19 protein-coding genes and 1 pseudogene are annotated in these 22,229 nt (G+C 72.8%); 9 read left to right on the top strand and 11 right to left on the bottom strand.

Annotation, left to right across the window (positions count from 1 at the left end; translation table 11 throughout):
• Window positions 1-188: 188 nt before the first annotated feature.
• The 3 genes from C8E97_RS11165 to C8E97_RS11155 all read right to left on the bottom strand — a co-directional run bounded on the left by C8E97_RS11165 (window position 189) and on the right by C8E97_RS11155 (window position 4,013).
• Window positions 189-1,286 carry a macrolide family glycosyltransferase gene (locus C8E97_RS11165; RefSeq protein WP_121004226.1) on the bottom strand — a complete coding sequence of 366 codons (1,098 nt, stop codon included), beginning with the start codon at window positions 1,284-1,286 and terminating at the stop codon, window positions 189-191.
• 183 nt (window positions 1,287-1,469) lie between these two features.
• Window positions 1,470-2,003 (bottom strand): hypothetical protein, encoded by a 534-nt coding sequence (locus C8E97_RS11160; protein WP_121004223.1) that lies wholly within the window; start codon window positions 2,001-2,003, stop codon window positions 1,470-1,472.
• A gap of 243 nt (window positions 2,004-2,246) precedes the next feature.
• Window positions 2,247-4,013, bottom strand: a complete 1,767-nt coding sequence (locus tag C8E97_RS11155) for a hydroxysqualene dehydroxylase (protein WP_121011291.1) — start codon at window positions 4,011-4,013, stop codon at window positions 2,247-2,249.
• A gap of 653 nt (window positions 4,014-4,666) precedes the next feature.
• On the opposite strand from C8E97_RS11155, the gene C8E97_RS11150 reads away from it, so the two are divergent.
• The 3 genes from C8E97_RS11150 (at window position 4,667) to C8E97_RS11140 (ending at window position 11,328) form a co-directional block, all read left to right on the top strand.
• Window positions 4,667-8,869: a wHTH domain-containing protein gene (locus C8E97_RS11150; protein ID WP_121004220.1), complete on the top strand. Its 4,203-nt coding sequence runs from the start codon at window positions 4,667-4,669 to the stop codon at window positions 8,867-8,869.
• Between the two features lie 369 nt (window positions 8,870-9,238).
• A complete protein-coding gene (locus C8E97_RS11145; RefSeq protein ID WP_121004217.1) occupies window positions 9,239-10,522 on the top strand; it encodes a radical SAM protein in 1,284 nt (427 codons plus the stop codon).
• Window positions 10,489-11,328 carry a spermidine synthase gene (locus tag C8E97_RS11140; RefSeq protein ID WP_121004213.1) on the top strand — a complete coding sequence of 280 codons (840 nt, stop codon included), beginning with the start codon at window positions 10,489-10,491 and terminating at the stop codon, window positions 11,326-11,328. The genes C8E97_RS11145 and C8E97_RS11140 overlap by 34 nt, the downstream gene beginning before the upstream one ends.
• A gap of 82 nt (window positions 11,329-11,410) precedes the next feature.
• On the opposite strand, the gene C8E97_RS11135 is transcribed toward C8E97_RS11140, so the two are convergent.
• A complete protein-coding gene (locus C8E97_RS11135; protein ID WP_121004210.1) occupies window positions 11,411-13,222 on the bottom strand; it encodes a ricin-type beta-trefoil lectin domain protein in 1,812 nt (603 codons plus the stop codon).
• A gap of 602 nt (window positions 13,223-13,824) precedes the next feature.
• Here C8E97_RS11135 and C8E97_RS11130 point away from each other — a divergent pair.
• On the top strand, window positions 13,825-14,232 hold the full coding sequence (locus tag C8E97_RS11130; RefSeq protein WP_121004207.1) for a YciI family protein: 408 nt from the start codon (window positions 13,825-13,827) through the stop codon (window positions 14,230-14,232).
• An 8-nt stretch (window positions 14,233-14,240) separates the two neighbouring features.
• Window positions 14,241-15,407, top strand: a complete 1,167-nt coding sequence (locus C8E97_RS11125; RefSeq protein ID WP_121011288.1) for an RNA polymerase sigma factor — start codon at window positions 14,241-14,243, stop codon at window positions 15,405-15,407.
• On the opposite strand, the gene C8E97_RS11120 is transcribed toward C8E97_RS11125, so the two are convergent.
• Entirely contained in the window at window positions 15,385-16,335 is a 951-nt protein-coding gene (locus tag C8E97_RS11120; protein ID WP_246018809.1) for a phosphotransferase, read from the bottom strand. The genes C8E97_RS11125 and C8E97_RS11120 overlap by 23 nt on opposite strands.
• Before the next feature lie 255 nt (window positions 16,336-16,590).
• Between C8E97_RS11120 and C8E97_RS11115 the strand changes: the two genes are divergently transcribed.
• Window positions 16,591-16,818: a hypothetical protein gene (locus C8E97_RS11115; protein WP_147455065.1), complete on the top strand. Its 228-nt coding sequence runs from the start codon at window positions 16,591-16,593 to the stop codon at window positions 16,816-16,818.
• A gap of 103 nt (window positions 16,819-16,921) precedes the next feature.
• On the opposite strand, the gene C8E97_RS11110 is transcribed toward C8E97_RS11115, so the two are convergent.
• The gene (locus C8E97_RS11110) at window positions 16,922-17,527 is read right to left on the bottom strand and encodes a hypothetical protein (RefSeq protein ID WP_121004198.1); all 606 of its coding nucleotides are present in this window, start codon (window positions 17,525-17,527) and stop codon (window positions 16,922-16,924) included.
• Between the two features lie 196 nt (window positions 17,528-17,723).
• Here C8E97_RS11110 and C8E97_RS11105 point away from each other — a divergent pair, with 196 nt between their 5' ends.
• Together C8E97_RS11105 and C8E97_RS34435 are read left to right on the top strand one after the other, a co-directional pair.
• Window positions 17,724-18,215 (top strand): GNAT family N-acetyltransferase, encoded by a 492-nt coding sequence (locus C8E97_RS11105; protein WP_121004195.1) that lies wholly within the window; start codon window positions 17,724-17,726, stop codon window positions 18,213-18,215.
• Window positions 18,216-18,505: 290 nt separating this feature from the next.
• Window positions 18,506-18,661 carry a hypothetical protein gene (locus C8E97_RS34435; protein ID WP_170211766.1) on the top strand — a complete coding sequence of 52 codons (156 nt, stop codon included), beginning with the start codon at window positions 18,506-18,508 and terminating at the stop codon, window positions 18,659-18,661.
• A gap of 275 nt (window positions 18,662-18,936) precedes the next feature.
• Here C8E97_RS34435 and C8E97_RS11100 read toward each other — a convergent pair whose 3' ends face one another.
• From C8E97_RS11100 to C8E97_RS34030, 5 genes are all read right to left on the bottom strand, one after another.
• Window positions 18,937-19,260: a hypothetical protein gene (locus C8E97_RS11100; RefSeq protein WP_121004190.1), complete on the bottom strand. Its 324-nt coding sequence runs from the start codon at window positions 19,258-19,260 to the stop codon at window positions 18,937-18,939.
• Window positions 19,261-19,343: 83 nt separating this feature from the next.
• Window positions 19,344-19,868, bottom strand: a complete 525-nt coding sequence (locus C8E97_RS11095; protein ID WP_170211764.1) for a DUF4265 domain-containing protein — start codon at window positions 19,866-19,868, stop codon at window positions 19,344-19,346.
• Window positions 19,813-19,983: an HNH endonuclease gene (locus tag C8E97_RS36795; protein ID WP_170212108.1), complete on the bottom strand. Its 171-nt coding sequence runs from the start codon at window positions 19,981-19,983 to the stop codon at window positions 19,813-19,815. The genes C8E97_RS11095 and C8E97_RS36795 overlap by 56 nt, the downstream gene beginning before the upstream one ends.
• A gap of 213 nt (window positions 19,984-20,196) precedes the next feature.
• Window positions 20,197-20,697 carry a hypothetical protein gene (locus C8E97_RS34035; RefSeq protein WP_147455064.1) on the bottom strand — a complete coding sequence of 167 codons (501 nt, stop codon included), beginning with the start codon at window positions 20,695-20,697 and terminating at the stop codon, window positions 20,197-20,199.
• A gap of 223 nt (window positions 20,698-20,920) precedes the next feature.
• Window positions 20,921-21,232: a hypothetical protein gene (locus C8E97_RS34030; protein ID WP_147455063.1), complete on the bottom strand. Its 312-nt coding sequence runs from the start codon at window positions 21,230-21,232 to the stop codon at window positions 20,921-20,923.
• Window positions 21,233-21,335: 103 nt separating this feature from the next.
• Here C8E97_RS34030 and C8E97_RS11090 point away from each other — a divergent pair.
• A pseudogene (locus C8E97_RS11090) lies at window positions 21,336-22,103 on the top strand (transposase family protein).
• Window positions 22,104-22,229: the final 126 nt, after the last annotated feature.

Genomic DNA, 22,229 nt, shown 5'->3' with positions numbered 1-22,229 from the left:
CGTCGAAGGGTTGCGCACCCTGCCGGCCGGGAGAACCGGTGCCGCGCAAGGTGAGTCCCGGTGAACGACCCGCTTCGGCGGCACGCACTCGCGGGCTCAGCGGCACGTACCCGCGGGATCGGCGGCACGCGGGCACGGGCCCGGCGGTGGGCGCGCACGTGCGATCTCCAGCGGCGACGAGGCGCGGGTCAGGACACCAGCCCGAGCACGAGGTCGGCGCCGCGCTCAGCGGCCCCGCCGGCCCGGATGGCGGCCCGCATCCGGTCGAGGTTCCGCCGCACCGCGCCGTCGGCGGTGACCCGTTCCACCGCCGCCCGCAGGTCCGCGACGTCCGCCAAGCGCTCACCCAGGCCGAGTTCCCGGACGCGGTCGGCGTTGACCTCCTGCTCGGGCGTCTGCGGGACCACCACGAGCGGCACGCCGCAACCCAACGCCTCCATCGTGGAGTTCATCCCGCCGTGCGTGACGAACGCACGCGCCCGCCGCAGCACCGCGGGCTGGGGGAACCAGCCCTGAACGTCCACAGTGGACGGTACGGGTCCCGCGTCGTCGGACTTCAGGGCCACCTGCCACGTCCCGTCGGCGAAGGCCGCGACGCAGGCCCGGTGGAACTCCGGGTCGGTCATGATCGAGCCCAGTGACACGTAGAGCAGCGGCAGGTCGGGGTGCTTCGGCGACCAGGGCTCGGCGGCGCGCCGCCCGAGCAGCGGTCCGATGAAGTGGAACCTCTCGTCGAAGGTCTCACCGGCGGGCTGGAACTCCCTCGGCACGAACACCAGGTTCAACGCCTCGGGCACGTCGAACGCGCTCACGACGTCCAGCTCGACGCCGTGCTCCTCGGAGAACCGCGCGCAGTCGTCCGCGATCACCCCTGCCGCGTCGGGCACCACCAGCTTGAAGGACTCGTTGGACGCCAGGTGCGGCACGCACCGCACCGCCGGGACGCCCAGCTGCCTGGCCACGATCCGCGCGGGCCAGTTGGTCGCGTCGTAGCAGATCACCTCGGGCCGGCGGGTCCGGCAGCGGTCGAGCAGGACGGGGTGGACCGCGCGCATCGCCGCGAAGTAGTGCCGGAACCAGGCCGCGAAGAGGTCACCGCCGCTCGGCCGGAACGGCGGCAGCCCCGGCAGCTCCACCCAGCGCGCACCGGCCGCCGTGACCGCGCGGGCGTGCTCCGCGCCGGTCGCGTAGTCGACCTCGTGGCCGCGCCCCACCAGTTCCTCGACCAGGGCCAGCGTGGGCGTGACGTGGCCGTGCCCGGCCAGCGTGACGAAGAGCAGTGCCACCGGGCTCCCCCTCGACCGATCGGGACGTCGGGGCAAGCCTGTCGAGCACGGGCCGGGCGCACAACCGAATTGCGGACGGCGGGCTCGGCGCGGTGGGTGGCGGGCACCCGCCGCGCCGAGCCCGCCTCGTCGTCACGACCCGCGCACCCCCGGCCGAGGCGCGTCCACCGGCTCGCCGGCCGGTCACCCGTCCTTGGGCAGGCACGGGCTGCCGGTCGGCTTCTTCTCCGGTCGGCCGACGGGCCGCCCCTCCCACGGGAAACCCTTGGCCTCCCGCTCCTGCCGGCACTTCGCCACCCAGGCGTCGCCCTCGCCCTGGTTGTTGACCTTCTTGTTGGAGCGGAACACCATCCGCTTCCTGGTAGGCACGTCGAAGTCCTGTATCCCGTACCCGTACTTGGTGTTGCCGTTACGGCCGCCCTTCCCGCACTTCGAGCCCTGCTTCGTGCCGTGCCGTGGATCACCGACCGGGCTGCTGCCGGGGTGCTGCGCCTGGCAGGACTTGATCCACGCGTTGTGCTCGGCGTGGCTGTCGAACTGACCGGGGCTGTGGAAGGTTCTCTTGACCTTGGGCGTCTCGTAGACCTCGACGACGAACCACGCGGGGTAGTTCACGGCGACGGCCGGGGCCGCCTGCGCCGTCATCACCGCCGCCGCCGCGGCGGCGATCGCGGCCACCCGCCAACCCCGCCGCCCGAACCGCTGCCGTCCGTGCATGGTCGCTGTTCCTCTCCTCCGGTGCGCCGCCCGCGCGGGACGCCGATCGGTCGTCCCCGGAAGTCGCCCGCGCTCGACGGCGCGCCGCCGCCTCCTCGGACACCTCCATCCTCGGCGCACGGACCGACCGCCGGAAGACCGGTCACCCTGCCCGGACCCGCCCGGTACCGATCCCGGTGAACGGCCCGGCCGACCGCGTCGCGGTCCGTCACCCGCGGACCCGTTCGGGGTGACCCCGCCCGCTCAGGGCAGCGGGACGACGTCGAACGCGTTGGGCAGCCGCAGCAGGTGGTGCACCCGGTCCTCGGCCTTGAGCAGCTCGAACTCGGGCGCCCGGTACAGCTCGTGCACCACCGCGCGGTGAGCGTCCGACCCCGCTTCGTCCAGCAGCGCGTTCACCGCCAGGCGCGCGGTGCTGTTCGCCGCCTCCATGCTGGCCCCGTTGATCGGCGCCCGGACGTAGTCGCCTGCCAGGAAGAGGTTCGGCACCGAGGTACGGGCGGTGGGGCGGCGACGCCACGAACCGACCGGCTGCACGACGAGTTCGTCGGCGTTGACGGGGTTCGGCCCGCCCAGCCCGCTCACGCCGGGGTCGAGGAACCAGGTCACCAGGGAGGACCGGTCGAGCACCGGCCGCCCGGTGTCGTTGAGGTGCAGGTCGAGCTGCGCCAACACCTCCTGCACGACCTGCTCCTCGGTCAACTGCCTGGCCGGCCGCCCGAAGAGCACGCCGGGCTCGTCCCAGTCCGAGATGACGACGGACACGCAGTCCGCGACGGTGCCGTCGCCGTAGTCGGCCCGGAAGTCCCGCCCCGGCCAGAACGCTGCCTGGCTGATCGACGTCAGCGACCACGGCGCGTGGATGTAGTAGACGTGACCGTGCGCCAACGGGGTCGGGCGGTCGAAGTAGAGCATCAGCCCGGTCATCCACTGCGTCTCCAGCGTCGCCGCCGCGCGCAACCGCGGTTCGGCCGCCAGGAGGTCCGCGTTCCAGACGCGCCGGGCGTGGTCGACGGGCAGGGCGCAGACGTAGTAGTCGGCGTGGACCGCCTCCGCGCGGCCCCGCGGGTCGCGGACGCGCGCCGCGGCGACCCGGCCGCGGTCCACGACCAGGTCCTCGACCGACCAGCCGAGGCGGAACCCGACCCCGAGCCCCCGCAGGTGCCGCTCCCACGGGTCGATCCACGCCTCGTTCGTCGGCAGGTTCAGCACCCGGTCCAGCGGGCCCTCGCCACCGCGCCCGAGCAGGGTGAACAGCACCTGCTCGGCCACGATGCCCGCGGTGTGCGCGCTGGCGTTGTCCGTCCTGGTCGAGCTGAGCACGCGCGTCGGCCCGTACACGAAGATCCGTTGGTAGTCCTCGGACTTGCCCCGCGCCCGGAGGAAGTCCGGCCACGTCGTGTGCTCCCACTGCTCCAGGCGGCGCTCCTCGCAGCTGGTGAGGTAGACCAGCATCCGCTGCGCGAAGACCGCCGCCTCGTGCGGCGGCAGGTGGAAGGCGCTCTCGACCGCGGCCCGCACCTGCCGCAGGAACAGCTCCGGCGTCAACCGGTCCGGCAGGCCGCCGGGCGGCGTCAGCGGGAGGAGCAGGTCCTCCCGCCCACCGGCGAACGAGGCCAGGAACTCGGTCGCGGTGACCAGGTTGTCGTGCACGCCGTTGGGGTTGCCGGGGAACGGTATCCGCCGCAGCGTGTCCGGCAGGTCCTGGTAGAACCCGAAGAAGATGCGGAAGCCGTGCTCTCCGGGCAGGTCGCGCCGACCTCCGCGCCCCGTGCCGTCCACCGGGATGCTGCGGCACTTGCCGCCCAGGGCGCGCCGTTCGTAGACCGTGACCGCGAAGCCGCGCTCGGCCAGCTCGTGCGCCGCCGTGAGGCCGGCGACCCCGCCACCGAGGACCGCGACCGTGCCGCCGGTCCCGCGCGCCGCCGCCACGCCGGGCAACCCCCAACCCGCCAGACCCGCACCCGCGCCCGCGAGCAGGGCACGACGACTGATCCCGTGCCCGTCCACCACCCAGCACCCCCTCCACCGGAGTCACCGAGCCGGCACTGTAGCTCCACCGGGCGGCCCGTCCCGACAGGTCACTCGTTCGCCGTAGTCCACCGGGAAGCCCTGTCCCCCAGCGCTTTCGCGCGACAACGACCGGGCGGAGCGCCACGGACGGCCGAACCGGCGACGAGCAGTGCACCCGGAACCACCCGATCGTGTGCCGCGCGGACGCCCCGACGACAGCTTCCCCGCGCGGGGACACCACGCCACCGAGCAGGGGCCGCCGCCGGCCGGTGGTGCGGCCGGCCACCACCCGCTCACCTCCGCAGCCCACCGCCCGTCCCGGCCGGCACCCCTCCCGCACCCGGCCCCGGTCGAGCGGCCCGCACACCTCGTCACTCGTCGTCGCGCCGCTCCCGCCGCACCACCCTGGCCAGTTCCAGACCCGCCGTGATGGTGCCGAGCGCCGCCGTGATCAGCGCGATCCAGTCCACCTTGCAGCACCTGCTCCCGTTGTCGCCGATGAGGACGGTGGAACGGTCGCCGTTCGGGCGGGTCGGTGTCCCCGATCGCGGAACGCACCGGAAGAATGGCCCTTGCGAGTGGCATCGCCGCTGGTGGCGGCCGTCCGGAGGACGTCCGGTCCGGACATCGCGCACGGGAGGGGGCGCCGGATGACGCCTGAGGACCTGGCCGGGTTCTGCCGCGAGCTGCGGGAGTTCTTCCAGCGGTCCGGCGCGGTCGTCACCGCGCCGGCGTCGCACGGCGGGCCGGGGCGCAGCCAGGTGTCGGCGATCCTCAACGGCCGGATCAAGAAGCTGCCGGACCTGGAGCACGTCATCGCCATCGTCCGGGCCGCCCTGGCCGCCGCGAAGGTGGCCCCGCCCAACGGGACGGTGGAGTACTGGCGCGGCAGGCACGCCGCGCTGGAGTCCGCGCCGCCCGCGCCGCCCGCGCCCGACCGGTGGCCCGACCGGGCGAGGACGCACCCGGTGTGGGCGCGGGCGACGGACGTGGCGGCGTTCCGCGACGACGTGGTGCGGCTGGCGGCGGACCTGGGCAGGCGGCGGCAGGCGGCCGAGCGCGCGCTCGCCGGGTCGCCGTGGCTCGACCCGGACCTCGTCGACCGCGTCGAGCGGCGGCTGGCCGACCTGGTGGAGCTGGTGGACCTCCGGCCGACCGGCGCCGAGGCCGCCCTGCTGGTGCTCGCGCCGATGCTGCACCGGGTGCGCGTGCTGGAGGCCGCGGCGTCGCGCGTCCACCTCGGCCCGACCCGGTTGCGCCCGGAGGACGGCGCGGGCGCGGACCGGCGGGAGTACGAGCACTTCCTCGCGGGCGCCGAGCAGGGGCGGCTGGTCGCCCGGACCGGGTTGCCGGGGCGCGGCGACTCGGTGGCGCCCATCGGCTGGTGGATGTTCCACCAGTGGACGGCAGGCCACCCGGACCACGAGCAGGCCGGCGCGTTACCGGTGCCGAACCCCGCGTCCCGCGAGCTGTACGCCACCCTCGACCGGCTGACCGCGCTGTTCCACCTGACACCCGGTGACCTGCGGCACCGACGACGCCTGCACCCGGAGAAGACGCACCTCGGCCTCACCACCGCGCCGCAGGTCGTGCGGGAGGAGCTGGTCGGGCTGCTGCTCGTGGTCGCGTGGGAGCAGGCCGTCGAGCTGACGGCGCTGCCGATCACGGTGGTGGAGCACCTCGGCATACCGGACCCGGTCCGGCTCGACCACCTGCGCACGACCATCGCGCACGCGGCCTGGGTGCCGGTGGAGGGCGTCGGGACCGGGCTGATCGCGGACTGCCGGCACGAGGCCGTGCTGGAGGCGCTGAAGAGCCACGTGGCGCGGGTGGACGCGGTGCTGTCGGCGGTGCGGGAGGCGGCCGAGGACTTCCGGCTGGAGCCGCTGCGGCGGCTGCCGCCGCACGCGTCGGCCGACCGCGTGCAACCCGCCGAGGAGAACGGGCGGCCGGTGTTCGTCACCCCGGTGACCCGGTTCCGGCTCGACGAGACGCGGGTCCGCGAACTGCTGATGGGCGAGCAGCTCTACGGCGACCGGTCCCTGGCCGTCCGCGAGCTGTACCAGAACGCCCTCGACGCGTGCCGCTACCGCCAGGCGCGGCACGACTACCTGCGCGCCTCGCGCGGCATCGACATCGGGTGGACCGGCCGCATCGAGTTCACGCAGGGTGTCGAGCACGGCCGCCACGTCCTGCGCTGCGCCGACAACGGCGTGGGCATGGGCCGGGCCGAGCTGCGCGAGGTCTTCTCCCGCGCGGGGGTCCGCTTCGCCGACCGCCCGGAGTTCCGGGAGGAGCAGGCCAGGTGGGAGGCGGCGGGCGTCGAGCTGTTCCCCAACAGCCGGTTCGGCATCGGCGTGCTGAGCTACTTCATGCTGGCCGACGAGATCGAGATCCGCACCCGCCGGATGCACCCCAACGGCCACGACCACGGCGAGGCGCTGCGCGTGATGATCGCCGGTCCCGGCCACCTGTTCCGCATCGAGACCCTGGCCGAGGACATCGGGCCCGGCACGGCGGTCACGCTGTACCTGCGGGCCGGCGCGGACGCCGAGTCCTGCGTCGACGTGCTGCAACGCATCCTCGGGATCGCCGAGTTCGAGACCACCGCCGTGCACGGCGACCACGACGCGACGTGGCGGCCGTTCGAGCTGGAGTCCCGTCCCGCGGGCGGGGGGAGCGGCCTGCACGCCTCGGGGGCGCTCGTGCACGGCGAGCGGACCGAGCACGGTCAGGTCGTGTGGTGCGAGCAGGGCGGTGGCCTGCTGGTCGACGGCATCCACGTGGAGCCCCTGAAGCGCAGAGGCGTCCTCGCCGGGCCGGCGTACGGTGAAAGCCTGTACGGCGCGGTCGTCAACCTCACGAGGAAGGGCGCGCCCAAGCTCACGGTCGACCGCAGCAAGGTGTTGGACGACGTCTCACCCCTGGTCGAGGAGTTGCTGCGGCGGTCGGTGCCTGCCCTGCGGCAGGCGAACCCGCTGTTCCTGTCGCTGGAGTGGCTGGTCCGGGTGGCCCGCACGAGTCCGGGCACGGCGGACATCGTCGCGGACGAGGTCGCGGCGTCGGGCGGACCGTGGCGAGCCCTCATCGGGTCCTCGGAAATCCTCGACGGCGGGTACTCCTACGCGGACCTCGACCTGGTGCGCCGCCTCCACGACCACTACGCGGAGCGCCTGAACCTGTTCGGGGCAGGCCGGAGCGCCAGTGCGGTGAGCCTCGCCTGGACTTCGCTGGCGCGCGCGGGTCGAGCAGGGGTGACACCCCTGTCGCCGTCGGACAAGGCCATCATCGAGGACTTGTACGAGCGCAGGAGCCACTTGCCCGGCAGCCAGGACCTCCCCGTCGGGCTGGTGCTCGCCGTCGCGAAGGACACGCAGATCGGCGTCGTGGCACTGGCCGATCGGCTGGCCCGCCTGGGCTACGCGCTCCCGGACGTCGACTGGGGATCACTGGCGGACGAGCCCGGTGAAGCGGACTTCACCGTGGTGAGCGCAGACTGCGACGCCATCGCGCCTTGGTTGCCGCCCGGCGCCCCGGTGTCCGTCGGACACGTCGTCGCAGCCGCGCACGCGGCGAAGTCGAGCCCGAGCGCGGTCGCGGACAGGCTGGCGTTCTTCGGCTTCTCCGCCCCGTCCACCGCCGGGTTGCCCTCCCGCGTGACGCGGTCCGACGTGATCCTGGTCAGCCTGAACGTCGACGGCGGCCGGCCGTGGCTGCCCGACGGTTGGCCGGTCGAGCCGGCCAGGGTGCACTTCGCCGCCGCCGTGCTGCGGCGGGACTCCCCCGCGATCGCGTCCAGGTTGCGGGAACTGGGTTTCCCGGTGCCCGACGTCCGGCACACGCCCGAGTGGCTGGGCACGGTCGGCGGTGGGCTCGGGCGCGTGTTCCTGGACTGCGCCGTCGAGGACGGCGACGCGGTGCCGCCGTCCCAGGTCGTGCGAGCGGCGGTGCTCTGGGGCGTGCCGCCGGCGGAGGTCGCCCGCAGGTTCGCGGAGATCGGGCTCGCCGTCCCGGCGGACGGGCGGGTCCCGCGCGAACTGGCGGACGGCGACGCGGCGCTGCTGACGCGGCAGTGGCTCGACCGGGACCTGCCGCCCGGTCCGGTGCGCGTCCCGCTCGGCCTGTTGCTCGACATCGCCGGACGAGCGGGCGTCCGGGTGGCGGAGGCGGCCGCGCGGCTCGGCGACCTCGGCTTCGTGCTGCCCGACGAGCAGGTGTGGCGCGGCGACCTCGACGGGGTCGACCAGCGGTTGTTGCAATTCTCCACGCCGCTGCGCCCCATCCCGCGGTGGGAGGACCGCCGGACGTTCGAGTCCCTGCTGGAAGCGACGCGGGAGGTGGGCGGCACCATCGCCGGGGTGGCGAACCGCCTGCGACGCATGGGGTTCGAGGTGCCCGACGTCGCGCACCTGGACGACGACCTCCTCGAAGTCGACTACCACCTGCTCAGCGCGCGGGGGTGTGCGCTGGGCCGGGCGCCCGCCGGCAGCGCCGCCCCGCTCGCGGTGGTGGCCCACGCCGCCGGCCGCACCGGCACGTCACCGCGCCGCACGGCGGAACGGGTGTCGGCACTCGGCTACACCCCGCCGGCGACCGACCGGCTGCCGGAGCGGTTCGACCGGCTCGACCTGGACCTGCTCGGCCGACTGGACCTCACCCGGCCCATCAAGGCGAGGGACGTGCTGGAGCAGGCGCTGTGGTTCGAGACCACGCCGGAGGAGGTGGCCGACCGACTGGCCGCCCTCGACCTGGCGGTGCCCGGCTTCGACGCCGAGCTGGCCGCGATCTACGCCGGCGTGCCCGGTGTCGCCGACGACGGACCACCGCCGAACCCCGCCGCCGCGCCGCGCTGACCTCCCGAAGCCAGTCGCGCTCACACGCGTGTCACGACAACGCGCGTGGACCACGAGCGCGCCCCGCTGTCGACCACCGACCGGTCGGTCGATCACCCACCGCCCGGTGCCGGCCGCGACCCGCCTGCCCCGCGACGATCGAGGAGCGGAACGCCGCGCCGGGGGTACGGCCGCGACCGCGACGTCACGGCCGCGACCGAGGAGGAGGTGAACGGCACATGGCGATCGAGATCTACGACACCGCCGAGGCGGACGATCTCTGCTCCGCCTTCTGCGTGACCAACGTGTGATCGACGGGGCCGCCCCTCCGCAGGGGCGGCCCCACCCGCACGCGGCCCGGTGCCGCCCACACCCGGAAGGACGGATGACATGCGTCTGCTGCGCGGCCACGACTCGTGGTGGTGCCTGCACGGCAGCAAGATCGCCCGGCTGCCCCTCGACGCCGTCTCGACCGACGACCCCGACCAGCCCGACCGGCCCGTCCTCGTCGAGGCGGCCCGGACCGCGTTGCGCCAGGGCGGTTTCCTCGCCGAACGACCGCGCGACGGCTACAGCCTCACCGTGCTGACCAGCACCCGGTGCAACCTGGGCTGCGGCTACTGCTTCCAGAACGTCGAGTTCGCCGACGACGGCAACCCCGCGCCCGACCGGATCCCGGCCGCGCACCTGTCGCCGAGGACGATCGACGACATCCTCGCCTTCACCGACCGGATGATGGGCACAGCGGGGTTCACCAAGCTCAAGGTCCTGCTGTTCGGCGGTGAGCCGCTGCTCAACCGCACGGGCTGCCTCACCCTCCTGCGCCGGGCCCGCGAGCACGGGATGACCTCCGCGGCGATGGTCAGCAACGGGGTGTTGCTGACCGCCCGGACGGCGGGCGAACTCGTCGACGCCGGCCTGCGGGCGACCCAGATCACCTTCGACGGCGACCGCGACACCCACGACCTGATCCGGGCCACCCGCAACGGGCGCGGCACCTTCGACCAGATCCTGCGCAACATCGCCGACGTCTCCGCCGCGGTCGGGATGGCCTGGCAGTTCCGCGTCAACGTGTCGCACCGCAACGCCCACACCGTGCCGGGACTCCTCGACCGGCTCGCGCGCCACGTCGAACCCTCGACCGCCGGCATGCACATCGCGCTGGTCGACGACGTCGGGATCGGCTACGACAACCGGTTGCGCCACTCCGCCGACCTCGCCCGGCAGGTCGTCGGCTGGTACCGCCACGCCCTGGACCTCGGTTTCCGGCCGCGCCCGCCCCGAGCCGGGTTCCACTGCGAGTTCTGCACCATCCGGTCCGGTCGGACCGGGGCGGTGGTCAACGCCGACGGCACCCTCTACAGCTGCTGGGAGACCGTCGGGAAGGCGGACATGGCGGTCGGGCACGTGCGCTCGGGCTACCTCGCGCCCGCCGAGCTGACGCCGCGGTGGGTCACCTGCACCTACAACGCCGCCGAGCACGGCACCCCCGAGGAGACCGCCTCGTTCCACGACGCGGTGGACGCCGCGCTGCTCGACGAGCTCGCGGCGCGCGGCGCGTTGCCGCACCGGCGGTCCCTCCCCGGTCCCGCCGCGTCCGGTGCCGCCGCCCGGCCCGGCCGGAGGACTAGGGTGGCGACGTGGAATCCCGCGAGGCCGTGGACCGGCAGGTGAAGTTCGGCGCGGCACGGCTCGCGCCTGGCCCGTACCGCCCGACCGGCTGGCTGCTCACGGTCGACGGCACCCTCCAGTCCTTCGTGGACCTGGCGGACCCGACCTACCTGCACATGCCGTACACCACGTGGCTCGCGCGGGTGCTGGACCTGCACTGGCCCGCGGGCGAGCCGGTGCGCGCCGTCCAGGTCGGCGGAGGTGGTTTCACCTTCGCGCGGTACCTGGCCGCGACCCGCCCCGGCTCGCCCCAGACGGTCTACGAGCTGGACGGCCCGCTGGTCGACCTCGTGCGCGAGCACCTCGACCTGGACTCGATCGCGGACCTTTGGGTGCGCGTCGAGGACGGCGAGGCCGGCATCCGGCGCACCCCCGACGCGACCGCCGACGTGGTGGTCATGGACGTCTTCCGGGCGGGCACCGTGACCATCCACCTGGCCGCCGTCGAGTTCCTGCGCGAGATCGCCAGGGTGCTCCGCCCCGGCGGCCTCTACGTGGGCAACATGTGGTCGGCGGCGGACATGGCCCTGCCGCTGCGCGCCGTGGCGGCCCTCGCCGAGGTGTTCCCGCACGTCTTGCTGCTCGCCGAACCGGGCCTGCTGCTCGGCAGGCAGGCGGGCAACGTGGTCCTGGCCGCCGCCGGCCGCGAGCTGCCCCACCGGGAGCTGACCGCGTGGGCGGAGGCCGCCGGCAACCGCGTGTTCTGCCTCTCCGCCGAGCAGCTGGCGGAGCTGCGCGGCGTGGCGCCCCCGCTGACCGCCGACCACCCGGCGGGCGACGTCACGCCCGTGCCGGGCGGGGCCATGTGACCACCCCGGACGGGACGTCGCCCGACCGGCTCGGTCGAGCGCGCGGCGATGGCGTCCGGGAAACCCCGGACGCCATCGGGCGTCACTTCCAGCGGTGCCAGTACGGCGTCGCGTCGGGGCCGTAGAGGACGATGTTCGAATCGCTCTGCACGACGAACCGCTCGGCCGCGGTGCCGAAGGTCCACGTGTGCCACTTGGCCTCACCGGCGGCGGTGTAGACGACCAGGTTGCCGTCGGGCTGGAGGATCGCGTGGGTCGCGCCGGAGCCCCAGGTGACGCTGCTCCACAACGCGGCGCCGTCCGCCTGCGCGTAGAGCACCAGGTTACCGTCCGGCTGCATGGTCAGGCGGAAGCGGCCGTCCGGCGACCACTTGGACTGGCCGGCGGAGAGGCGTTCGCCGCGCACCAGCCGGTCGCTGCCCCCCTTGATCGGCTGCACCGGTCGCGGGGTCCACCGCTGCGTGGCGCCGCCGGCGCACTCGGTCGTGGTGGCGTCGCGGTCGCGGGCCGCGTCCAGGCAGCGGCCGTTCACCGCGGACGCGTAGCCGAGATCGGGCCGTGCCGTCCACTTCTGCCGGTCCGTGCCGTCGCACGTGCGCAGCTGCACGGTCGTCGAGCCGGCGTCCAGGCACTTGTCGAACACGCGCAGCGTGCCGTCGGGCGCGGAGGTGACGACCTGGCGCGCGGCGGTCGGCGCGTAGGCGGGCGTGATGCAGTCCGCCGTGCGCAGGAGCGCGCCGTCGGCCGCGTTGCCGCCCGTGACGTCCAGGCACAGGCCGCCGTCACCGACCAGGCTGCCCAGCCGGGCGAACCGCGCCGGCGCGGTCCACTGCTGGTTCGCCTGGCCGTGGCACGGGTTCGTGGTCACGCCGCTGCCCGCCGTGTTCGCGGTGCCGTCCAGGCAGAACCGGTTCCACGGCGACACCAGCGAGCGGTTCTGGCCGGCCTGCCACTTCTGCTGGTCGGAACCGTCGCACGTCAGCAGGCGGACGTGCTTCATGCCCCAGGAGGACACCGGGCCCGCGGCGTCCAGGCACTTGCCGAGCACCCGCAGCGTGCCCTCCGGGCCCGTGGTGAACGACTGCCGCGGCGTGCCGGGCGCGGCGCAGTCGGCGATCCGGACGGCCGCGCCCTCCTCGGTGCGGCCGTCGGCGACCTCCAGGCACAGGTTGCCGACCTTCACCGGCCCGAAGCGCGCGCGGCTCGGGTCGACGGTGTCCTTGATCCAGCCGGCGAGGTCGTCCACGCGGCTCGCGGTGCTGCCCTGCCGCGTGCCGGTCTCGCCGAGGCAGCCGTGCTGCCACGACGTGCTGTTGACGCCGACCAGCTCCAGCCGGCCGTCGACCTCGCGCGTCACCGGCCCACCCGCGTCGCCCTTGCAGAGGTCCTTCCCGTCCGCGTTGGTCATCGCCAGGGTCGTGGCGGTGGTCGCGGTGACCGTGAACGGCGCGACGGACGGGCGGAGGGGCACCCACTCGCTCGCCGTGCGGCCGAACCCGGCCGCCTTCACCGCGGTGCCCTGCTCCGGGGCCGCCCCGACGCCGAGCGGTGTCGCGCCGGTGACGGGTGTCGCGAGTTCGAGCAGCACCACGTCGCGGTCCTCGCGGCGGACCAGGCCCGCCACCTCGGCGGTCTCCGCGCCGAGCACCACCCTCGTCCCCGGCGGCGGCGTCGCGCCGTCGGCCGGGGCGAAGCAGCCGGCGGCCGTGACGACCCACTGCGGGCCGACCAGGGCGCCCGAGCACGCCTTGCCCGGCAGTTCGACCTTGGCGAGGTGGGTCAGCTGCCCCTCCGGCACGGTGGTCCCGGAGGACACCGCGGACGCGGGCACCACGGCGACCAGGCCGGCCGCGACCAGGAGGCCGAGGGCCGCGCCCGCGAACCTGTTCGTCACGGGATCTCCTTGGCCGGCGTGACCGGGTCGGGGGTGGGGAATTGTCGACGCGCCGCCCGGCGACCGTCGAAAACAATGGTGGCGACGCTGGAGAAGCGCGCACCGGAAAGTACCCGCAAAAATCCTCCCAGGCAGGTCCCGCGTGGTGCGCGGGCAGATTACGCAGAGCGCCCGGACGACCGGAGTCGCAGATCGCGCCGGGTGCGCGCAACGATGATGAGCGACACCACGACGGATGCCAATTCACTATGCGGTATCTCACAACGTGTAACGCGCGGGGCGACACCGCCGACCGGGCGCGATCCACAGAATCCGGGTCCAATTTCCCGCAATTGTTCGCGAAGTCCGGTCGCGAGTTCGAGCGGACGTGGGCCGCGCGGCTCCGGTCGGCGGTCGCCGGGCTGGTGGCGGGAGGCCGAGGTCCCCGGACCCGGCGCCGGGTGCGCCGAGGCCGTCCGGGGGCGCGTCCGCCACCCCGGACCACGCGCGGCCGGGACGCCCGAAAAAAACTTCGGCCGGCGATGTCGAGATCGCGGAACCGGCTCCGTCCCCCGGATGAGCGCGACCAGAATGGGGTCGCACCCGCACCGAGGAGAACCACGATGGCCAAGTACCTGCTGCTCAAGCACTACCGCGGCGCGCCGGAGGCGGTCAACTGCGTGCCGATGGACCAGTGGACGCCGGAGGAGGTCACCGCGCACGTGCAGTTCATGCGCGACTTCGCGTCCCGGCTGGAGCAGACGGGCGAGTTCGTCGACGCCCAGGCGCTCGCGCCCGAGGGCACGTACGTCCGGTACGACGGCGAGGGTCGCCCGCCGGTCACCGACGGCCCGTTCCCCGAGACCAAGGACCTCATCGCCGGCTGGATGGTGATCGACGTCGACAGCTACGAGCGCGCGGTCGAGCTGGCCGGCGAGCTGTCGGCCGCGCCCGGCGCGGGCGGCGAGCCGATCCACGAGTGGCTGGAGCTGCGCCCGTTCCTCACCGAGCCGCCCACCGTCACGGAGTGACCGGTCCCGTGGACGAGGTACTGCTCCGGAGCCTCACCCCGGGTGTGCTCGCCGTCCTCGTCCGCCGCGGAGCCGACTTCGCGGCGGCCGAGGACGCCGTGCAGGACGCGCTGGTCGAGGCGCTCCGCGCCTGGCCGGCCGACCCGCCGCACGACCCGAAGGGCTGGCTGGTCACCGTGGCCTGGCGCCGGTTCCTCGACGCGGCCCGCGCGGACGCGGCCCGCCGCAGGCGCGAGGACGCCGTCAGCGCCGACCCCGCGGTGCCGGCGCCCGGCTCCGGCGCCGCGGTGGACGACACGCTCCAGCTCTACTTCCTGTGCGCGCACCCGTCGCTGACGCCGTCGTCCGCGGTGGCGCTCACGCTGCGCGCCGTCGGCGGGCTGACCACGCGCCAGATCGCCGACGCCTACCTGGTGCCCGAGGCGACGATGGCGCAGCGCATCAGCCGGGCCAAGCGCACCGTCGCCGGCGTGCGGTTCGACCGGCCCGGCGACGTCGCCACCGTGCTGCGCGTCCTCTACCTGGTCTTCAACGAGGGCTACTCGGGCGACGTCGACCTGGCCGTCGAGGCGATCCGGCTCACCCGGCAGCTCGCGGCGGCGATCGACCACCCCGAGGTGGCGGGGCTGCTCGCCCTCATGCTGCTCCACCACGCCCGGCGCGCGGCCCGGACCAACCCCGACGGCGGCCTGGTGCCGCTCGCCGAGCAGGACCGCGGCCGGTGGGACACCTCGGCGATCGCCGAGGGCGTCGACATCCTCCAGGCGGCCCTCGCCCGCGACCGGCTGGGCGAGTTCCAGGCGCAGGCGGCCATCGCGGCGCTGCACGCCGACGCGCCCACCGCCGAGGAGACCGACTGGGTGCAGATCGTCGAGTGGTACGACGAACTCGCGCGCCTGACCGACAACCCGGTCGTGCGGCTCAACCGCGCGGTGGCCGTCGGCGAGGCGGACGGGCCGCGCGCCGGGCTGGCGGCACTCGCCGAGTTGGACGACTCGCTGCCCCGTTACGCGGCGGTGGCGGCGTACCTGCACGAACGCGACGGTGACCTGGCGACGGCGGCGCGGCGGTACGCCGAGGCGGCGCGGAAGGCGTCCAACCTCGCCGAACGCGACCACCTGACCCGTCAGGCCGCTCGGCTCAACACCCGGCTCAACGCCGGGCGGAGCCGCTGACGGACCCCGCCCCACCGGCCAGGCGGAGGCGTTCGGCGGCCTGCGCGCGGACGGCGTCGCAGCACAGCGGCGTGGTGCCGTGCAGCGCCTCCCAGCGGGCGTTGTGCACCGCCGGCCACAGGCTGGCCGCCCACGCGACCGCCAGCTCCGCCGCGGTGAACCGGCGTCCCCGGAAGTCCTGGTAGGCGGCGAGGAACGCGGCGGAACCCGCGATCGGGGCGAGGGTCGGCGGCGAGTGGCTCGCGTACGCGCCGGACGCCGCGCCCACCAGCGCGGCCTCCGGCTGCCACGCCAGGCTGTCCCAGTCGTGCACGACCAGCACCTCCCCGTCGCGCCAGCGCAGGTTCTGCGCCTCGAAGTCGGCGTGGCCCAGCACGCGCGGCAGGTCGGCGGCCAGCAGCCGCGCACGGGCCCGGCGGGCCGCGTCGAGGACGTGCGCGGGCACCGCGCGCTGGTCCCGGTCGTCGAGGAACCCGATCGCCGGCCACAACCCTGGACCGGTGTGGTCCCACCGCACCCAGCGGGGGTTCGGCAGCGGCGGCGCGACGGACACCTCGGCCAGTTCGGCCACCAGCCTCGCGAACACCGCCGCGCAGCGCACCGCGACCTCGGGCGAGTCGCCGGGCAGCGGCTCGCCGCCGGGTCGGAACTCCTCGGCGTGCACGGCCAGCGCGCCGACGCGGACCGCGGGCGTGAGCGGCCGGGCGCACGGGAACCCGCGCTCCGCCAACCGGGCCTGCGCGGCCACGCACGACGCGGCCCGGCCGTCGTCCTCGCGCGCCTTCACCACGGCGTCCCGCCCACCGGCCAACCGCAGCCCGAACACCGCCGACATCCCCTGCCGCGTGAACAGCACGTCGACCGGCTCGTCACCCAAGCGGTCCGCGCACCAGGCCGGCAGCCAGTCCGGCAGAGCGTCCAACGGCACGGTGACGACTCTGCCGGCCGTGGCGGGCGCGGCGGAAGGGACGCCGGTGCGCGGCCGTGGGGCAGCCCCCGCACGCAGAGTGGTCAACATCGGGGTGAGGTGCTCACCGACAGGCGGAAAGTGTTGCCAGTCCAGGTGATTTCCCTGGTGATCGATAGCCGGACCGGCCGGGCGGTGCGTGTACTGGGTGCACATGACGACCACGCACACGTACCGGAGGTAAGGGTGAAGGCACTCCTGTCGAGGAGTTCGGTGGTGGGAATCGCGCTGGTGGTCGCCGGCGCACTGCTCCCCCAGGCGGCGTCGGCGGCGACCACGCCGCGCGGTTTCGGCGACTGCATGGACATCGCGGTCGAGAACGACGCGGACGTGTGGGTCGCCCACCACGCCTGCGACTCCGATTCCCTCGTCACCTGCTACCGGATCTTCCGCGACGCGTACGGGCGGCAGGAGTGGGCCCTGAGGGCCTGTCGGACCAGGTGATGTCCCCGCCGTGGCGCGGTGCCCACCGCGCCACGGCGTGCCGACCGTCGCTCAGTCGTCGGAGGAGCGACCGTCGCTCAGTCGTCGGAGGAGCGACCGTCGCTCAGTCGTCGGAGGAGATCGACGGGCCGTCGTAGAGGAGCGCGTCGGCGTCGTCGTAGACCCGGACCCGGACCTTCGACATCTCCGCCCGCGACTCGGACAGCAGCTTCTCGAACTCGGCCCGGCCTTCCGCCGACGTGCTCTCCGTGGCCTCCAGCCGCGCTTTCGCGTCGCGCAGGGTGACCATGTCGATCTCCATCTCCACGGCGAAGGTGCGGTCCACGACGTCGGCCCGGCCGACCCCGCCGTCCTCCCGGACCAGTTCCACCCTGGCCGCTCCTGGTGCGAGCGCCCCGATCAGCCAGGTGGGCTGACCGTTGTAGGACGGGGTCCACTGCCAGACCGCGTACGGGCGTCGGGCGAAGTCCCAGGAGCGCTCGGCGCTCTGCGTGTTCAGCCACACGCCGCGACCGTCCTGGAGGACGCAGATCCCCGCGGCCCCGGAGTCGTGGTAGGCCGCGAGCGCTCCACGCGCCGCCGTCGCGCCGATCCGCGCGCCGGGGTGCCAGCCCGTCGCCGGCGGCCGGCTTGCCTCGGGGCTGCGTCGGGTGCGGTCGGCCAGGGTCGCGGTGAGGGCGGAAGCGAGTTGCTCGACTGGTGAAGTCACTGCGGACTGTCTCTCCTCGTGTGCACGGGTGTCGCGGAATCCGGGCCGGCGAGGCCGGCACCCGACCCGCACCGCCCGGAACGATCACACGTCCACCCTGGCGCTCCTCCGCGCCGACCACATCCGGGAAATTCCCCGACAATGGGCTGAACCGGCCGGGACACCGAGCGCCCGCGCCACTGGGGGAAGGACCGGGATGCCCGACGGGATCGAGGTCCGCAGCGCGAGGCCGGATGACTTCGACCGCATCGTCGGCGTGGTCGACGACTGGTGGGGCCGACCCGCGTCGCGCGACCTCACGAGGCTGTTCCTCAGCCACTTCTTCGCGACCAGCCTGGTGGCGGAGGCCGACGGGGACCTGGCGGGCTTCGTGATCGGCTTCCTGTCCCCGTCCGAGCCGGACGAGGCGTACATCCACTTCACCGGCGTCGCGCCGAGGTGGCGGCGGACCGGGCTCGGCCGGGACCTGTACGAGCGGTTCTTCACGACGGCCCGCGCGCACGGCCGTACGACGGTGCGGGCGATCACCTCGCCGCGGAACACGACCTCGATCAGGTTCCACGAGTCGATGGGGTTCACCAGCTCCGAGCCGATCCGGGACTACGACGGCCCCACCCTCGACCGGGTGACCTTCGTCCGACACCTCGACCCCGCTCAGCCCCGGCAGCCCGGCCGCTCCACGCCTTGAGCCGGACATATCTACCGCGCGACCGGTCGGAAGCGTTACAGGTAGCCCCTGACATTCATACGTTCGTGTGACATCAGGGGCCCTCCGTGACGACTCGTTCGGGATGGATACCCGATTGATCGTCCTACGGGCCCCGGTGGGCGGATACAGTCGATCGCGTGCCGCGGCACCCGGTCGCGGCACCCGCAAGAAGATCCCGGCAACACCTCTCACCTGCGCTTCCCGGCACCACGTGGGCCGGGAAAGCCGACGCCCGCCCCATCCGGCAGGTCGGCAGAGGGAGGTGCGGGATGACGTCCGACGGTCGCGCCGAGGACGAAGGACCCCGACGCGACGAGGACCGACCACCCAACCGGAGGTGGCACTCCGATCGGGTGACCGTCCTCTTGGGCGCACTGGTGCAGGTCGTGGCGTTGATCGGGCAGATCGTCGACCTGACGCAGTGACTGTGTGGGTGGCGCGGCACTCGTCCGCGCCACCCACATCGAACCAGTAGCCCGGCCTGAACGACGGCAACCATACCCACTTGGGCTACCAGAAGCCCCCCGGATCCCAGCCCACGAGGCACCCGCCCACCCCCGGCAACGGAGGCCCACCCCCGTCGACCCGAACGGTTCCACGCAGAAGGGATTCCTGCTCCGACGACCGCCCGAGCGCATCGCGGTGAGCCACGAGCGAGCTTCCATCCCCGAGCCACCGACAATCGGTCCGCAGAGGACTCTCATGTGCCCCGAAGGAGGCCCATGCTGACCTGGCCCTGCCAACTATCCGAGGACAGCCGTGGCACCACACGCACCTCTCGCGCACCCGCGGCGAACACGGCCCAATACAGCTCCTCGCATGGCACGACGGGTTCACCGCGGGTGTCGAGCCACAGGTAGGCCACACGCCCGTCAAGAGTGCTCAAATCCCACCACCGCCACCGACGCAGGTCGGGGTCGAAACCGTAAAGCCATTCCTGCAGATCCCAGCGATCCTCGCCGCGAACCGCATGGTATCGGTCGACGCCGGACACCGACGGATCCACCGTGAAACGAACGTCCACACCCCTATCGACAGACCGTCGCACTACGATCGCACTGGACGACAGCGCCGTCACTCATCTCCAGGCTCCCAAGCAGTTCGAGGCTATCCGAGCCCACGGCGGTGAGCCGTCGCAAGCGCACCCTCTTCGATACCGATCTTGCCTTCACCCGCAACACGAAGGAGAGCATCCCTCATGGAGCCGTAATCGACCTGCGGCGGCACGTCGATCGCCCACAGGTATCCCGACGCGTCGGTCTCCCAGGAACAGCCGAAGCTGCGGAGCAGGGCGTCTGCCATCTCCTCCGCATCGTCCTCCTTGAGGATGATGCGGACCGTCGAGTGCCCGGACTCCGACACGAACTCCTCGAACACGAACTCCCTACGCTCATGATCCGCTCTGACCCGCACCACGTCCCCGAAAGCGATGCCTTTCACGTAGAACGGGGTGTTCCTGATCTGGACCTCCAGCTTCACCAAGGTCTTTCCAGCCCAGAGCCGCTCCACCGAGGCACGTGCCCACGCGACAGTCGCATCAGGAAGGTCGAAGGCGATTTTGTACAACCTTTCAGGCTCACCTTCCGCCACTGACCCGGCGTCGCCGGGGTTCGAGGTGCTCCCTGAGCTCATCGTCCCAACCCTCCAGCAGCTCGGCGGACTTCCGCCTGTTGCATCGACGGCAGGCCACCGCTCCATTGTGCGCGCCGCCGTGCCCACCCCTGACCTCCGGCTCGATGTGGTCGATCGCGGAGCTGTCCCTGGTGGGCGAGCATCGTCAAAAGGATCGGCCGCACCCGAGATTCGACCCACCGCATCGCCTGGGGCCCACGCCGGGAACCTGCCGATCACAGGTCGACCGCCGGCCGTCAGGGACCATCCCGAAACCGGTGTGGCCGTGGCACTCCCGCACCAGCCTCGACTACGCCGCGGTGGACCTGGCCTGGCAGGCGTTCCCGCACTAGTTCAACATCAGCCACGCCTTCCGCGTGCTCAAATCACCCGAACGGTTGCGCCCGGCCAGAGTGCCTGACACCAGACCCGCACCACGCCACGACATCCACACCGCCACCAGCGCCAACAGCCAGAAGTCGAGTCCTAGCCCGGGATCACCACGCCCGATCGGCGACGCTGTTCCAGGTCTTCCGCCACCCGGACGCCGACCTCGTCGGCGAAGCCCGAACACATCCCGGAGGACGGAGCAGCGGCTCGGCGAACAGGCACTCCACCCTGTCCAGGATCGCGACGTCGAGAAGCCATACATGTCGAACCCTACCCCATGATTCTTGTGCGCATCGGCCAGGGCGCGCTCGTAGTCCTCGCGGCTGATGCCCTCCTTGGCCAAGGCCGCCGACACGTTGGCATTCACCCGACGCTGCTGCTGAACAGCCCGCTCACGCCACTGGCAGTAGCCCCGCTCGGCGTCGTACCGGTCGCCCTCGCTGACCTTGGGCGCGTGCAACTGTGATAGCGACCGCACAGCACGCAGTCGGGGCCGCAGTCGCGGATCAGGCCGATGGGGTCGCTGAAGGTGACGGGGCTGTGGCCCAGAGCCTGTCACACAACTCGTAGACAATATGATTTCCGACGGGAGTAGCCTAAGCGCAGTGCAGAAGCCTCCCGCCGCAATCCTATTCCGGAAATGCGCCAGCCCATTCCACCCAAGGAACGGACTGGCGCAGATATCAGGAAGCCGGTATTTCAGACGGACGAAGTGTCAGAGTGGGCTGCCGACCCGGGTCCACTGCCAGCACGAGGGCTTTTTTGACTTCGCCGATGCGCTTCGCCGTTTCCTCGATCGTGAAACGACCATCCGTAACGCGAGGAGAATTGACATGGCCGTAGACACCCTGCGCAGTCAGTTCTACGCCTACGCCGAAGGCGTGAACACACAAGATCCGAACCTCGACTACCCGCCCAACCAAGTCGGCACTCATCTGCCCCCACTGCGACAGCGGAAGATCATGGATGTCTCGATCTCCTACCACGGTGCCCACAGCTTCTCCTTGCCCAGCGTCAGACTGTTGAAGAGGTCAATTTTCCCATATGGGATCTCCCATTCCGAACCGGGACCATCTTCATATTGGGTCCAGGACCGAAATGCTCCTCGAACGGTCGAAGTGGATCGCACCCTTCACCGGCTTGCAGCCAGGGCAGTTCCGCATGCTGGTGAAGGTCGTGGCCGAGCGCGGCGGTGATGCCAGCGCCGACGGTCGCCCCGGCCGGCAGTGGCGCCGGGCCTGGCCGACCGGGTGCTGCTGGTGGCCACCTACTGGCGCACCAACCTGACCATGCGCCAACTCGGGCCGTTGTTCGGCGTCTCGCGCGCTGCGGCCCACCGCGTGATTGATACCGTCGGCCCGCTGTCCGCGCTGGCCCCGGTCCGGCGCCGCCGCGTCGACCAGGGGTGACCGTGGACGGCACCCTGGTGCCCACTCGCGACCACCGCCTGGCCGCCCGGTCGAAGAACTACCGCTACTCACGAACCTGCAGGTGGCCATCGACGCCGACACCCGCCTCGTGATCGCCACCGGCGAGTCGAAACCCGGCAACCGTAACGACTGCACCGTCTACCGCAACTCCGGCATCGCCGACACCCTGGTCGGACGCACGGTGATGGCGGACGGCGGCTACCAGGGCAACCTCGGAGTGATCACGCCCTACCGCAAACCCCGCGACGGCGGCGAACCCACCGACTGGCAGGAAGACCTCAACACCATCCACCTCTCGATCCGAGCCCGCCCCGAACACGCCCTGGCCCGCATGAAGAACTGGACCATCCTGCGCGACTACCTCCGCGCCGCCCACACCCAGCGCCCCACAGCCTCCGGCATCGCCCACCTCCACAACATCGCCCTCACCGGCTGACCGAGAAGTACCCGAGCCACCAACCACAAGATCAGTTACGTGACATCCCTTAGCCCTGCATATCGGCGGCGGGACTCACCCCATGTGGGACGGTTGCGACGGATATTTGAATATGACTTCAGCCCA

Source organism: Saccharothrix australiensis, from assembly GCF_003634935.1.
Lineage (GTDB): Bacteria > Actinomycetota > Actinomycetes > Mycobacteriales > Pseudonocardiaceae > Actinosynnema > Actinosynnema australiense.
The sequence above is the reverse complement of the archived record's forward strand: the minus strand, read 5'-3'. Positions and strand labels throughout refer to the sequence as shown.